The sequence below is a fragment of the Pseudoalteromonas sp. SR43-7 genome (assembly GCF_014163785.1).
Lineage (GTDB): Bacteria > Pseudomonadota > Gammaproteobacteria > Enterobacterales > Alteromonadaceae > Pseudoalteromonas > Pseudoalteromonas distincta.
Genome location: NZ_JACJDY010000003.1, coordinates 200,907 through 215,073, shown reverse-complemented (window position 1 = coordinate 215,073; position 14,167 = coordinate 200,907). Strand labels below are relative to the sequence as shown.

The window sequence follows — 14,167 nt, the reverse complement described above, 5'->3', positions numbered from 1 at the left end:
GTATAACCTACGGCCACATTATCAAGGGCCGCAAATTATACAGCAAAAACGAGTCAACAGTTAGTCATTAGTTCTATTTTAACGCGTTTAATCTGCTTTATAACGTTTAAATATTAAAGAGGTGTTAATACCACCAAACGCAAAGTTATTACTCATCACATAATCGGTATTAATCTCACGTCCTTGATGCCTTATGTAATCAAGCTGAGCACATTCGTCATCAACGTTATCTAAATTAATTGTTGGTGCAAACCAATTATCAGCCATCATATTAATGCTTGCCCATGCCTCTATTGCCCCACAAGCACCTAATGTATGCCCCAAATAACTTTTTAACGAGCTAATAGGTTTACTACCCAATGCTTTAAACGTTGCGTGAGACTCGGCAATATCACCTTTATCTGTTGATGTACCATGAGCATTAACGTAACCAATTTTTTCTGGTTCTAAATTAGCATCTTGTAGTGCCATTTCTATCGCTAGTTGCATTGTTTTTGATGTTGGTTGAGTAACGTGCTGTCCATCAGAATTACAACCAAAACCAACCACCTCAGCTAATATTGTTGCTCCGCGCGCTTTTGCATGTTCGTATTCTTCTAAAATAAGAGTACCCGCGCCTTCGCCTATCACTAAGCCATCACGATTTACATCAAAGGGACGAGGTGTTTGTTTTGGTGTGTCATTTTTTGTAGATGTTGCATAAAGCGTATCAAATACTGCAGCCTCTGTGATGCATAATTCCTCCGCTCCACCAGCCACCATTATTTTTTGTCGGCCAAACTTAATCGCTTCATAGGCGAAGCCTATTCCTTGAGATCCCGATGTACAAGCAGAGCTTGTTGTTATAACACGCCCTTTTAGACCAAAAAACACACCAACATTTACAGGGGCAGTATGCGCCATCATTTTAATGTAACTCGTGGCTGTTACACCTGACATCGACCCCGTTTCCATCATATTTGCAAAGGCGAGTAGTGGCTCAGTAGAGCCCGTAGATGAGCCATACGCTATGCCCGTAGAGCCATCAGTTAGACTTTCGTGCTCTAGTAGTTTGGCTTGTTCAAGTGCGCATTCAGTAGCACGAGTTGACATAAGTGACACTCGCCCCATTGAACGGATTTGTTTTCGTTTGTAATGACTTGGTCGCTCAAAGTGTTTAACTGGCGCGGCTAAACGGGTATTGAGTTCGTTAGCTATGTCCCACTCTGGCATAGTAACAACCGCATTTTCGCCTTTAATTAAGGCTTGTTTGAATTCAGACCAATCATCGCCCAATGCAGTGACCACCGACATCCCTGTTACAACAACGCGTTTAATCAAACCATACCACCATTAACCGAAATCACTTGGCGTGTTATGTAAGCTGCATCATCAGACATTAAAAAAGCAACTGTTCCCGCAACTTCTTTAACGCTCCCCATGCGTTTAAGGGGGATCATTTTCATCATTTCATCAATAGGTAATTCATCAGTCATCGCGGTTTCTATTAAACCAGGTGCCACACAATTAACTGTGATTTTGCGTTTTGCCAATTCTAATGCAAGTGCTTTAGTAGCTCCAATAATACCGGCTTTTGCTGCACTATAATTTACTTGCCCTCGGTTACCTGCAATACCTGATACCGATGACATTGTAATTATTCGCCCACCTTTACGGCTTTGTACCATAGGCATTACAGTTGGGTGTACTACATTATAAAACCCATCAAGGCCTGTACGTATTACACAATCCCAGTCTTCCCCTTGCATAGCAGGAAATGCCATATCGTTAGTAATACCTGCATTACACACCACGCCATAATAAGCGCCATGCTTAGCTATATCTTCTATTATTTGTGCTTTGGCTTGCTCTCTGTCGCATACATCAAATTGTAATAAACTGGTAGCTCTACCTAATGCATTAATCTCATCGCATGTTACTTGAGCTTGCTCAACACCGGCTCTGCAATGCACAGCAATATCAAACCCTTGCTCAGCAAGTTTTAACGCAATAGCTTTACCAATACCACGGCTTGAACCTGTAACTAAAATTCTTTTTGTCATTGATTTTCTCTTATAAATTCCAACGGATTTTCAGGCTGAAATACATTAATTTTTGCTTGGCAAAGTAGGGTTTCAGACGCGTGTATTTGGCATTCAAATACACTTAGACCTGACTCTTCTTGATATAGTTTTTTCACTTCAATAGTCAGCTTACTGCCGTTTTTAAAACACGGTCGATAAGTTTGATATTTCCGCGTGCCAATTAAAAAACCAATTTTTACAGGTTTATTTTCATCATTCGCTAACGCACCAGCGTAAGCGGCAATAGACTGCGCCATGTACTCAACACCAATATAGCTAGGTACGCCATTAATTGCAGGACTAAAAAAAGGGCTTTGCTCAGTGATAGTAACGCCGCATTGAGCTTCATCTTCGCTGTGTGTTAAAAGGCTATCTATTAAAATCATAGGCGCATCATGCGGGACTACTTGCTCTATAGGGTAATTAGTCAACGTTAACTCCCAATATTAAGCTGGCATTATTACCGCCAAACGCAAATGAATTAGATAAGCAGTATTTAAGAGCGGGCTTAAACGCTTGTTTTATTATTTTTATATCAGCCAAATCACTGCCTTCTTTAATCACGTTATACGGCAGCATATGTTGGCCGCTGTCTTTTAATAATAACCAACATATACCGGCTTCAATGGCGCCTGCAGCACCAAGAGTATGTCCTGTTAAATGCTTACTTGAGCTAAGCGGGGTATTGTTGCCAAACACGCGATTAATTGCAAGTGCTTCCATTTCGTCATTTTTTACAGTAGCCGTACCGTGAGCGTTAATATAATCAATATCACCAGAAGATAACTTTGCACTTTTTAGTGCTTTTTCCATTGAGGCTTGGGCACCCATCCCATTAGGATCGGGGGCTGACATATGATGCGCATCTGAGCTTTCGCCACTGCCTAGTAACATAACGCCGTTATTTGTTATTGGCGTATTTTTAGTCATTACAAATAAAGCGGCCCCTTCACCAATATTAATGCCGTCTCTGGTGCTAGAAAAAGGCTGGCATAGACCCGAGCTTAAAGAAGCGAGCGAATCAAAGCCATTAATTGTTAATTGGCACAAACTATCTGCACCACCACAAATTACCACATCGGCTAAATCAGTATTTAGCAAAGCTCGAGCGCTAATTAACGCTTTAGCGCTCGACGTGCATGCAGTAGAAATACTGTAACAAGGGCCTAGCGCCCCTATTTTATGTGCAATGTAATGAGCGGGTGTTGCTAGCTCTTGATCACTGTAACTAAAGTCACCGGGCCAGAGTTTTGTACTTTCATAGCTTTTACGCGCTCTTTCGCCATCATGAATACCTGATGTACTAGTACCCATTACAATTGCGATACGCGACTTATCAATATTCGAAAGTTTATCTAAGGTGGGCTTAATCTGCTCTAAAGCTAAATCAATAAATGTATTGATACGTTTATTATTTGATAAAGCAATAGACTGAACTTGCCCGACATACAGCGGAGTTTGCTCAGCACTTAAACTTTTATTTAAAGTTAATAAAGGAGTTGCAGGGTTATATTTATTTAAGCTTGTTGTGGTTGCATCTTGGCCTATGCCCATCGCACTCACAATGCCTAAATCATTCAGCCAATATGTCACTGTTCTACCTTTTTAAATGTTATTTGATACTGATGTAAAATATTGTTCAACGTTGTCGACTCATCACTATAGTCAATGGTAATTAATGTACCCTCATCGTTAAATACCTGCCGATTAGAGCCAACCTGCTCTATTAAAGCACCCTCTAACTGCTTTTGTAAAAATGCTACTGGCCAATGTACTAATGCAATATCCGCCAAAATATAATGAGGGTCTATCCCTTCTACCGCCAGCATATTTCGTGTTTTTACTGGGCCATTTAAAGGTTTTTCAAGCTCCATAATTGGAAAGCCTTGCACTGTCATTAACAATAACTTAATTGCACCTTTGTCATTTATAGCTAATTGGGCAAATACAATGTGTGTTTTTTGCTGATTCGTAATATACAAAACATGCTGCCAAGACTTATTAAACATTTGTGCTGGTACACTATTAATATTTAATTGAATATTAGGTGATAGATACACTCTATTTTTAGATGCTGTAAAACTCGTACATGCGCTTAATACAGCAAATATAAATACACTACACACCACATACTTAATTAATTTTGACATAACTGAGCCAACACATTTAAACGGCGTTCACTTTGTGCAACAAATGGGTTATTCGTATCCCATGCGTAACCCGCTAAAATAGCACTGATCATTTCTCGTACTTGGGTATTTTGTTCAGAGTAAAATATCACATCCTGAAAACGCGTATCGTACCACCCTGTTACAAATGTTCTAAAACAATCGACTCCAGCTTGTAATGGCTGTGCATAGTGAGCGTCAAAATCGACGACTTCGTTTTTTAAATAGCGATCAACAAGTGGGGCAATTAAATTTGCAGATTTGAGTGCAATTGTTACACCTGATGAAAATACCGGGTCTAAAAATTCCCCCGCATTACCCAATAAAGCAAAGTGCTTACCATATAACTTACTCACATTTGCCGAGTAGCCTTTTATATTTTTTGCTGGAGTTAATAACTCACGCTGTGCTAACAGTGTTTTTAAATAAGGGTCTTGCTCTATAAATTGATTTAGTAAATCGCTAGATTCATCATCATTAAAACGCTCTGACTGCGCCACAACCCCAATACTCGCAGTACCATCACTAAAGGGAATAAGCCAATACCACACGTCTGAATATTGAGGGTGTACGGTAATCAAAATTTTATTTCGATCGAAGCTTGTATCACTAATATTGTCTTTAAAGTGACTAAAATAAGCGCTTCGAACAGGAAAGTTAGAAGGAAGCTCTAAATCTAACAATTTTGGTAATACACGCCCAAAGCCACTTGCGTCCAATACAAATCGGGCATTAACGCGGTAAGCTTGCTGCTGCTCATTGTGTACCACTAATGATGCACCATTTGGCTCATCACAGTAGTCAACCACCGTGTGCTTATATCTGATTTCTACGCCTTGTCCTTGTGCTTTGTCTGCTAATAATTTGTCAAAGTCGGCTCTTTTCACTTGATACGTAGTGCCTGGGCCTTTAGTAAATTTTTCAGTGAAATTTATAGTTGTATTTTGCCCTGCCCGATGAAAAGCAGCGCCATCTTTAAACTGAAAACCTAAAGCCGCTGCATTGTTATGTAGTGTATCGATTAAGCCCGCGTCTTCTAAGTACGCCATACATTGCGGCAGTAAGCTTTCACCAATTGAAAAACGTGGAAACGCCTGCTGTTCAAGTACCAGTACCCGCCATCCCTTTTGAACTAAAAGACTACTAGCCAATGCACCAGAAGGCCCAGCGCCAATAACAACAACATCGTACTGCTCAAGATTATTCAAATTATTGTTCCTTTTGAGGCTTTAAAACACTCAGCGGTGATAAAAAGTAAATAGCTAAAATCCCTACCATTACACTCAGTCCAAAGCTAAAAATAGCGGGTGTATCAGAAGCACTCAACATGCCAAATACCCACATTGATGACGCAGCCGATAAGCTAATCGCTAACACATTTTTGGGCTCTAACTTATTTATTTGATAAAAAACGAGGTAATCAATTGCTAAGGCAATAACAAGTAACGCACCGAGTAAATTAAATAACGACAAGCTACCTTGAATCGCATTACATACCCAAAGCATGCTCAACACCACAACAGATAAAATGTTCACCTGCAGCAGCGCTATCTTAATCGTAAATCGCCAACTAAAAAGCAGCCAACTAATAAAACCCGCAAGCACTAGGCTTAATAGTAAATATTCACGGTAATCACTTAATAAAGCACTAATTTGTTTAGGTTTATTATAAAGGTAAATTCCATTGTTTTTTTCAACCTCATTAATTAGTTGATCAGATGAAATACCCGAAATAGACATCCATGTTATCGATTGACTTGGCTCAACAACCATTTGAGAAAGCAGTAATGGTTTAAATGTACTCGTGGCGAGTGTTTCATAAGTTAATAACGGTGCCTTTGTACTTGTTAACGCTTGCCCTGTAACGCGCTCTGCAATATCCAAAGTCCCTTTGTTTTTAGCCTGTTCAAACAAGGCTTGGTTATCCCTCTGCTTTTGTAAACTAGGCAACCAATGGCTAATGCTATTATTTTTAAAATTAGGGTTTAGTTGGGTTAAGCGTTTTAAAAATTGTTCTTGTTTTTGTAAAAGCGCTTCGTCGCTATCTGCAAACATAAAAACAATTTGGGTGTCCCATTGCCCAAGTAATAACAAATGCTTTTTTTCGTTTAGCATTAAATGTTCGGAGCTTGCATTTAATAGCTTTACATCATCATTAAAGCTAATAGGTTTTATTAAAAATAACGCACTTATAAGGGCTAATAACGTAATGAGTATTGGTTTTTTTAAACTATTACAATATAAAAAACCCTTAATGAGCTTTTGACTCATCAATAGACTCGAAGGCGATAACGTGAGTGTAGATTGCCACAATGGCAAAACTAAAACTGTAAATAGCCAAGCACTCACTAAACCCGCAATAACAAACACGCCAACTTGAGATAATAACGTTAGTGGCGCACCTAGTAAGCAGCAATAACCCAGCGTAGTCGTAATAAGAGACAGTAAAAGCGCAGATTGAGTCCCTTTGCTGTAGCCTTTTTCATGCTCTTTTTTGGCTAAGTCAGTCATACCATGAAATGCATAATCAATGGCAATACCAATCAAGGTGACTGCAAAAACAAGCGTTAATAAATGAATAGTATTAAACAGCAACACCATAGCGATAGCGCCACCAATAAGTGCGCTCAGTACGGTAAAGCTTGCTAATAAAATACTGTTTAAACGCCTAAATACCCAAAATACCATCGCAATAAGGGCTAATAAGCTAATGCCACCAAACAAGCTCATCTCGTATTTAGCTTGTTTAGCATTTTCAGCCGTATGAAATAGCACACCAGAGTAAGTAATGCTTAAATCAGGGTAGGTTTCATTAAGTAAATTGATCTGTTTAATTATCGAGCCAGCTAAATCAATTGATTTATTAACCCCTAAATTTTCAGGCGCTAAGTTTGCCAAAATGACACGGTATTCAACGCCTTTTAAACGTCGAGTTAAACGACCTTGTTCAAGCGTAAACAATTGGCTTTGTTTTAAGTTATCTTCTATAAATGCCGCTAAGCTCAAACTTGTATCTTTGCTTAAGGTAGCACTTACAAATGGGTTGCCTAACTGATTTAATTGCTCAAGGTAATAATGTTCAAACGTTGTTTTTTTGCTTAATGTTTGCTTGTAAGTATCACTTAATAACGCATGTTTGAAAGGTGAGAATGTTTGCGCTAAATCGTTAACGGACGGAAAGTTAAATGTGCTTTTAATTGCATTATCGTCGAGCCATTTTTGGAAATCTTCAAATGCTTTATTTTTATTATTTCCTGCAAACGAGAACATAATACGGTTAGCATTTTGCTGAAAAAAAACATCTTCCGCATGTGCAATTTGGGAGTGCGACTTTGGCAATAAGCTAAACATATCGGCGCTAAACGTTGGTTTAGACAGCCAAAAAGCTGCAGCAAAAAGTAAAATTAAACTGCTAAACCACCCTACAATAACGGTAATTCGTTTTGCCACTGCATTATTTAAAAACATAATTTTATTTGGAATAAGTAAACTCAATTTTTGTGTTATTTCCTGAGTGCTCATTTAGTGTAATACTGCTCACTTGCTTAGCAGTTTCACATAAAATAAAATCACTAAATAATTGCTTTAGCATAGCTTCTTTTGGTATTAACTGTGTGCAACTGTCTTGCATTTTAGCAATGTCAAAACGTGTTTCCAGAGCACTCATATTTACGCTGAGTAAGTCACTCAGTAATCCTACAAATTGCTCGCTACCGGGTTGTGGTATTAACTCACCATTGGCATTTTGTGCAAGTACTTTGCCGTTTTCTATTATGAGCATACTCTCAACAGGCATTTTCACTTGCCAAATGAGCTTTTCGTCAATTAACGAAAAAACACCCGACGAAATAAAAGGCTTAGCAAATCCATTAAATTGCTTATATTGCTTAAACTCACCTTTAATAGCTGCTGCATTTACTACAGTGCAAAACAGTAAAAAGCTAATAGCTATGCTCAATGTAAAACATTTTAAAAAATTCATTTAATCGCCTATAAAATAAAAATTTAATTCAAAACCGCTTTTAACTTATTAAATAAAATAGCGGGTGATTCAAATTGCATTTCTTTGGAGCTAACCTCAACCGCAACTTGCGTGGTTGAGGCTTTAGTAAGGCGCTTATTAGTTAGCGAGTCAGTGATTACGTAATCAATCCGTAGTCTATTCTCGTATTCTTTTAAATAAGCCGCTACTTTAATTTTTTGAGTAAATACTGCTGAGGCAACATACTTTATTTGCATATCAACGATTGGCCACGCGTAGCCCGATTCATGCATTTGCGGGTAATCATAATCAAATAACCGCAGTAACTCGCAGCGCGCTACTTCTAAATAACGTGGGTAATTACCATGCCATACAACATTCATCGGGTCGCAGTCATGAAATGGAATTTCAATTTCTACCACATGCGTTAATAATGCACCTTTACTATTCATACAACGCCCAACGTTTAGTTTGAATATACCCTATTGTTTGCCTTAGCACGGCTTCCATTGGTCTATCCTCAGTGAGGTTTTCAAAGTAATCAGTTATATCGGTATACATGTTTTGCATATCTTGCGTTAAAGTCGAAAACTCAAGATCGCCTTGCTTAATACGTAATCTAACACCTTGAATGCTGGCTAATAACGTACTTGCTAACACTTGTTCTGTTAGCTGTAAAATACGTAAACAATCGCGAGACGCAATAGTTCCCATACTCACTTTATCTTGATTATGACACTCCGTAGAGCGAGAAAAAACGCTGGCCGGCATGGTTAGCTTTAATGCCTCTGCAGTGTAAGCACTACAGCCAATTTGAACCGCTTTAAAACCATGATTAATATAGCGGCGCTCTGGTGCACTATCAGACAAGTTTGAAGGTAGGCCATTGTTGTACTTAGTATCAACCAAAGAAGCGATTTGTCTGTCTGCTAAATCAGCAAGGTTTGCAACGGCTGTTTTCATGCTATCCATTGCCATAGCAATGTGGCCTCCGTAAAAATGCCCGCCGTGCAATACATGCTCACCTTGGCCGTCAATTATTGGGTTATCGTTTGCTGAGTTAAGCTCGTTTTCTATCATATGCCTAAAAAACGGCAGACTGTCTTGCAGCACACCAATAACATGGGGTGCACAACGGATTGAATACCTATCTTGAAGTCTGTCGGCATTACGAGGGTGATCGTGATGGTTTAAATCTTCTCTTATCCAACGTGCAATTTGTTGCTGCCCAGGATGTGGCTTAACTGAAAATAATATCTCATCAAAATGATGGCTATTTCCTTTAAGCGCTAAACTTGATAATGCAGTAATACGGCTCGCCAGTTTAGCTAAGTAATTAGCCCTATCAAACGCTAAACACGCTAATGCAGTCATTACCGCTGTGCCATTCATAACGGCAAGACCTTCTTTTGGCCTTAGAGTGAGTGGCTCTAAGCCAACTTCTTTCATAACTTCTGCACTGTTACGTACTTGGTCTTTGTAAAACACATCACGTTCGCCTACCATCGCACCTGCAACGTAAGATAACGGTGTTAAATCGCCACTGGCACCTACTGACCCTTCTTGAGGGATCACAGGCACTATATCGTTATTTAAGTAATCTTTAAGTAGATGCAGCATTTCCCAGCTAATACCAGAGTAGCCCTGTGAAAGTGATGTTAAGCGGGTCGCTAAAATTGCACGCCCTTGCACTTTATTAAATACATCCCCGAGTCCACAGCCGTGAAAGCGAGTTAAATGCAGAGGTAATTCATCAACTAAATCAAGGGGTACAGCCACCGTTACAGAATCACCGTAACCAGTAGTAACGCCGTAAATTACGCCATCTTCTTTTAAAAGTGTGTCTAAAAAATGCAAAGCGCTATTAATTTTAACGCTAAAAGTTTCACAGCTATTTAATTGCACTTGTGTTTCATTAAAGGCAACTCGAACAATATCTTCAATTGATAATCGCTGATTGCCAAAAAGCTGTATATTTTGTTCAGTCACACTTGTTCTCCATTGATTGATCGCGCACTACCTGCTGATCACTTTTCCAAAAATCGTAAAAATTAAACCACTGATAAGGATATAAAGCTGCGTAATAACTCAAACGCTGTGCATAGTCAGTAATAATAAGTGTTAGCGCCTGCTGTCGCTCTCGTCGAGGCATTTTTAATGATTGGCTGTAATGTTCAAATATCACTTGATACTTTTTGCTTTTTTTATCTTTTAAACAAAACAAAAAGTAAACAGGGCAATCAAGCAGCGCGGCTAATATAAAAGGTCCCTGTGAAAATGGGGCTTTTTTGCCTAAAAAAGGTACCTGTACCGACCGAGAAGCCGTTGTTGTGCTTGTTCTGTCACCAACAATAACGATTATTTCTCCCTGCTCTACTTTTTCTTTTAGTAAAATAGCTAAGTCAGGCCCCATATCAGTCACTTGTATTAAATTAACCGACACATCTGGGTTAATCTTTTTAAGCATTTTATTAAATTCAACAGCGTGATGGGTAAACACCAGTACATTTATTTTTTTACTGCTGCGGTGCTGGCTAAGTGCCCTGCACACCTCTAAATTACCCAAGTGGGAACCTATAAAAATAGCCCCTTGATTCTGCTCATCTAGCTCAGCAAATAAATGCTCATTAGTGTATTTAATATCACGTTGGGTTATTCGCCCAAGCCAAGCATCAATTTTATCTAATGCGCTATCTGCAAAACTGCAAAAGTGCGTTAATTGCATTTTAAACGTAACAGGTTGTTTGCAGCCTTGGTAAACATAAACCTGCTCTAAAAACGTTTTAGATGCTACACGCGCTACTTTTCCTGTTAAAAAAAGATAAAAAACCACAGGAAACAAAACAATCCACAGCCCTTTTCTACCCAGTAATTTATGAGCAAACAACAGTATTTGAATACCTAAGAAATTACCGCGCTCTTGCATTTTAGACCAGTGTTTAGCGGCCATAACGCCTCTTTAATTTATGCCAAATTAACACAGGAGAGCGAATCAACATTCCAAAAAACAAGCGGGTGTGTAACCAAGAAATACGCACGTTATCGTGTAAAGGCTGAAAATGAGAAAGCCCATTTTCGGGGTAAATTACTTGGCTAGGTAAAAATACAAAAGGCACATTGCGCCAATATAAACGCACTAAAATTTCGGGGTCAAAATCCATGCGTTTTCCAAGCGATACCTCATCAATTAGCTTTGTACTTTGCTCAAGCGGATACACTCTAAAGCCACACATCGAATCTACAATTGTAAAACTTAACGTTTCAATCCATACCCAAACATGCGTTAAATAACGTGCTAAATAACGGTGTTTAGGCACTGAATCGTCATATATTGGGCAACAGCTTATAAGCGCTTTAGGCTGAGCGTTTGAAAGCGCTATTAGTTTTTTAATATCAGATAAGTCATGCTGACCATCAGCATCAACCTGTATCGCATGCGAAAAACCTAGCTTATATGCTTGCTTTAAGCCTGTCTGTACCGCGCCGCCTTTACCTTGATTATCGTCGTGGGTAACTACACTCAACTGCGTGTATTTTGCATCAAGCTTACTGAACACACTTTTAGCTTCGGCGTTGCTTGCGTCATCAACCATAATAATAGGAAGATTAAATGACGATAATTGGCTCAGTACATCATCAATTACCGTAATGTGATTATAATTTGGGATAACAATACAAAAGTTATTCATTTATTAGGCTATCAAAAACAACACGGCCAGATGCATGCTGTCCTTTGTTTGAATTATACGAAAAGGTATATTTATTCTCTGCCTTTTGCTCAAGCAATAATTCAACTGTTATACCTGGGGTAATCACTACCTGAAACTTTAATACTTCAACATTTTTAACAGATTGCTGAACATTATAATATTTACAAATTGCAGCCACAGCCCAGTCTAACTGCACAACACCTGCGAGTATTGGACCACCCGTAAAGTGTCCTTTGAAATAATCTAAATCATGAGGAACTAGTAAGCTTAATTTACACTTTTGCTCTACTTGTTCACAAGACAGTAAATCAGGCTGTGTTTTAGTCAACTTTTGCAAAAAGACTCTCCAATGCTTTTAAATTTAACTTTGCCTGTGAGTTGTATGGTAATTGTTCTACAAAACGCCACTTTTTAGGGATACAAATTCGCTCAAAGCGCGCTAATGCATGCGCTTTTAATAAATTATTTGTAGCTAACTTACCGTCACCATTAAAAAATATCTGCCCTTTATGCGTAAGCACAATAATAGCGCCTACTATTAATCGCTCACCAGGCAAGGCAATTACTTTAGCTTCACTTACCCACTCACTAGTACACAAATGCTGTTCTAGCTCGTCTAAACTTAATCGCTTTTCTTCTAATTTTATAATTCGATCGAATCGACCTAATAATCTAAATTGACCATTTTTAAGCACTTCGCCTCTATCATCTAGAGGGTAATTTTTGTCAGGAACGAGCGGTGAGTTTAAAATTAAACGCTGATCGTCCAAGGCCCTTACTTTAATACCCAAGAATGGCTGCCAAAGGCTAACCTTTTCAAGTGAAGTAACTTGTCGATATGCAATACCACCTGTTTCGGTACTACCAAAAACTTGTGTGACTGGTTTATTCAATTGCGTAAACAATGATACAGCATCTTCGTTCAGTAGCGGTCCACCTGATGAAAATATCCATTGTAAATTAGACTTATTATCCACTAAAACATTATCAATACATAACCGTTTTAACTGCGCAGGGCTTGAAACAAACACTACTTTTTTAAATAACTTAAGCTTTGTAGCTACATGTTCTGGGTAATGCAGTAGCTCAGTATTTACAACCTTTTCTGCGCGTAATGGCCACAATAATCTAAACAATAAGCCGTATATATGCTGATGCGAAACGCTCGCTATAAAAATAGGATTATCAACCAGTGCGTAGCTGTTTATTAATGTATTTAATTCTTTATTTATTACCTGCCACGTTTTTACAATTGGCTTTGCTTTACCCGACGAGCCCGACGTGTAAAAAACAATTGTACCTTCTTCAGGCCATTTAATTATTTCAAGAGATACGAAATGAGGTTGATTGTCTAACGTACCTACATCTAAAAAATCAGCCTCTAAATCGGCTACTAATTCAGATTCACCAATAAAAAAAGGCGTTTGTTTAAGTAAGGAGTTTAACGTTGCAGGTTGCCCATTCGACGGCAAAATCACTGCGTTACCGTGTAATGCTAAAGCAAATAGGTACACGGCAAATTCATAGGTGTCTGTGGTGTATAAAACAACCGATGATTTAGTATTTAACGTTGATAGCTTTGCTAAAACTTGGTTTATATCACTAACAAACTGATACTCTAAAATATTATTGTCGTTATGATTAAAACATGCTCTTAACGCATTACTCTGAAAAGCATTAAACACCGGCATTCCTTTTTACTTTTTGTCTGACTAGCCACTCTATCGCAAACAATGCGCCCATGCCTAAGTAAGCAATAAAACCATTATAAAAAGCCCAAGTTTCTAGGCTACTGAAAATACTGGTGTACAGGGCAATACCACCGTTTAATACAAAAAACACACACCACACTAGCGTTACTTTTTTTGTATAAATTACACCGTTTTCATCAAGTGAGGGCTCAGTAATTCGCGCAAAGGTTTCAATAATAGAAGGCCCTTTATACAAAGAATACGCAAACACAACTAACATAACTAAATTAATGATTACGGGATACAAACGCAGCCCTAAGTCGCTATCCATTACCTTGGAAATCAAAATAGTAATGGCTGCTAAAAATGTAGCGGGCTTTAACCACGGCATTTTATCAAACAAGGTTCTGCTTAACCAAAGTCTAAGCCCGAGTAAAAATAGCAGTAATACTGTAATAATCTGACTATTAAAACGCGTAAGGCCTACGTACACAATAATAGGGTAGCAAGCCAAGCAAATCATAATTAACGTTGTTAAAACTGCTTTTAACAT

15 protein-coding genes are annotated in these 14,167 nt (G+C 38.5%); all 15 read right to left on the bottom strand.

The window, feature by feature from the left end; genetic code table 11:
* Positions 1–87: 87 nt before the first annotated feature.
* The 15 genes from H5087_RS03630 to H5087_RS03560 are packed head-to-tail and all read right to left on the bottom strand — an operon-like array spanning position 88 to position 14,167.
* Positions 88–1,317, bottom strand: a complete 1,230-nt coding sequence (locus H5087_RS03630) for a beta-ketoacyl-ACP synthase (protein WP_182671239.1) — start codon at positions 1,315–1,317, stop codon at positions 88–90.
* Positions 1,317–2,042: a 3-oxoacyl-ACP reductase FabG gene (gene fabG, locus H5087_RS03625; protein ID WP_002958631.1), complete on the bottom strand. Its 726-nt coding sequence runs from the start codon at positions 2,040–2,042 to the stop codon at positions 1,317–1,319. Before fabG ends, H5087_RS03630 begins: the two co-directional genes overlap by 1 nt.
* On the bottom strand, positions 2,039–2,494 hold the full coding sequence (locus H5087_RS03620; RefSeq protein ID WP_002958632.1) for a hotdog family protein: 456 nt from the start codon (positions 2,492–2,494) through the stop codon (positions 2,039–2,041). The genes fabG and H5087_RS03620 overlap by 4 nt, the downstream gene beginning before the upstream one ends.
* Positions 2,487–3,656, bottom strand: coding sequence for a beta-ketoacyl-ACP synthase (locus H5087_RS03615; RefSeq protein ID WP_182671193.1), 1,170 nt, complete (start codon positions 3,654–3,656; stop codon positions 2,487–2,489). Before H5087_RS03615 ends, H5087_RS03620 begins: the two co-directional genes overlap by 8 nt.
* Complete coding sequence (locus tag H5087_RS03610; RefSeq protein ID WP_182671192.1) at positions 3,653–4,213, bottom strand: DUF3261 domain-containing protein; 561 nt, start codon at positions 4,211–4,213, stop codon at positions 3,653–3,655. The genes H5087_RS03615 and H5087_RS03610 overlap by 4 nt, the downstream gene beginning before the upstream one ends.
* The gene (locus tag H5087_RS03605; RefSeq protein ID WP_182671191.1) at positions 4,201–5,439 is read right to left on the bottom strand and encodes an NAD(P)/FAD-dependent oxidoreductase; all 1,239 of its coding nucleotides are present in this window, start codon (positions 5,437–5,439) and stop codon (positions 4,201–4,203) included. The genes H5087_RS03610 and H5087_RS03605 overlap by 13 nt, the downstream gene beginning before the upstream one ends.
* Before the next feature lies 1 nt (position 5,440).
* Positions 5,441–7,753, bottom strand: coding sequence for an MMPL family transporter (locus tag H5087_RS03600; RefSeq protein WP_259397726.1), 2,313 nt, complete (start codon positions 7,751–7,753; stop codon positions 5,441–5,443).
* On the bottom strand, positions 7,704–8,213 hold the full coding sequence (locus tag H5087_RS03595) for an outer membrane lipoprotein carrier protein LolA (protein WP_076924771.1): 510 nt from the start codon (positions 8,211–8,213) through the stop codon (positions 7,704–7,706). Before H5087_RS03595 ends, H5087_RS03600 begins: the two co-directional genes overlap by 50 nt.
* 23 nt (positions 8,214–8,236) lie before the next feature.
* Positions 8,237–8,665, bottom strand: coding sequence for a thioesterase family protein (locus H5087_RS03590; protein WP_007580812.1), 429 nt, complete (start codon positions 8,663–8,665; stop codon positions 8,237–8,239).
* A complete protein-coding gene (hutH, locus tag H5087_RS03585; RefSeq protein ID WP_182671190.1) occupies positions 8,658–10,202 on the bottom strand; it encodes a histidine ammonia-lyase in 1,545 nt (514 codons plus the stop codon). The genes H5087_RS03590 and hutH overlap by 8 nt, the downstream gene beginning before the upstream one ends.
* Positions 10,195–11,163: an acyltransferase gene (locus tag H5087_RS03580; RefSeq protein ID WP_182671189.1), complete on the bottom strand. Its 969-nt coding sequence runs from the start codon at positions 11,161–11,163 to the stop codon at positions 10,195–10,197. Before H5087_RS03580 ends, hutH begins: the two co-directional genes overlap by 8 nt.
* Complete coding sequence (locus H5087_RS03575) at positions 11,153–11,902, bottom strand: glycosyltransferase family 2 protein (protein ID WP_182671188.1); 750 nt, start codon at positions 11,900–11,902, stop codon at positions 11,153–11,155. The genes H5087_RS03580 and H5087_RS03575 overlap by 11 nt, the downstream gene beginning before the upstream one ends.
* Positions 11,895–12,260 (bottom strand): thioester dehydrase, encoded by a 366-nt coding sequence (locus H5087_RS03570; RefSeq protein WP_182671187.1) that lies wholly within the window; start codon positions 12,258–12,260, stop codon positions 11,895–11,897. Before H5087_RS03570 ends, H5087_RS03575 begins: the two co-directional genes overlap by 8 nt.
* Entirely contained in the window at positions 12,244–13,608 is a 1,365-nt protein-coding gene (locus H5087_RS03565) for an AMP-binding protein (RefSeq protein WP_182671186.1), read from the bottom strand. The genes H5087_RS03570 and H5087_RS03565 overlap by 17 nt, the downstream gene beginning before the upstream one ends.
* The gene (locus H5087_RS03560; RefSeq protein ID WP_002958647.1) at positions 13,601–14,167 is read right to left on the bottom strand and encodes a hypothetical protein; all 567 of its coding nucleotides are present in this window, start codon (positions 14,165–14,167) and stop codon (positions 13,601–13,603) included. The genes H5087_RS03565 and H5087_RS03560 overlap by 8 nt, the downstream gene beginning before the upstream one ends.

Coding starts and splice junctions, on each gene's coding strand:
- fabG (WP_002958631.1), bottom strand. CDS start 2,042: ATGACAAAAAGAATTTTAGTTACAGGTTCAAGCCGTGGTATTGGTAAA.
- H5087_RS03610 (WP_182671192.1), bottom strand. CDS start 4,213: ATGTCAAAATTAATTAAGTATGTGGTGTGTAGTGTATTTATATTTGCT.
- H5087_RS03600 (WP_259397726.1), bottom strand. CDS start 7,753: ATGAGCACTCAGGAAATAACACAAAAATTGAGTTTACTTATTCCAAAT.
- H5087_RS03595 (WP_076924771.1), bottom strand. CDS start 8,213: ATGAATTTTTTAAAATGTTTTACATTGAGCATAGCTATTAGCTTTTTA.
- H5087_RS03590 (WP_007580812.1), bottom strand. CDS start 8,665: ATGAATAGTAAAGGTGCATTATTAACGCATGTGGTAGAAATTGAAATT.
- H5087_RS03580 (WP_182671189.1), bottom strand. CDS start 11,163: ATGGCCGCTAAACACTGGTCTAAAATGCAAGAGCGCGGTAATTTCTTA.
- H5087_RS03575 (WP_182671188.1), bottom strand. CDS start 11,902: ATGAATAACTTTTGTATTGTTATCCCAAATTATAATCACATTACGGTA.
- H5087_RS03560 (WP_002958647.1), bottom strand. CDS start 14,167: ATGTTAAAAGCAGTTTTAACAACGTTAATTATGATTTGCTTGGCTTGC.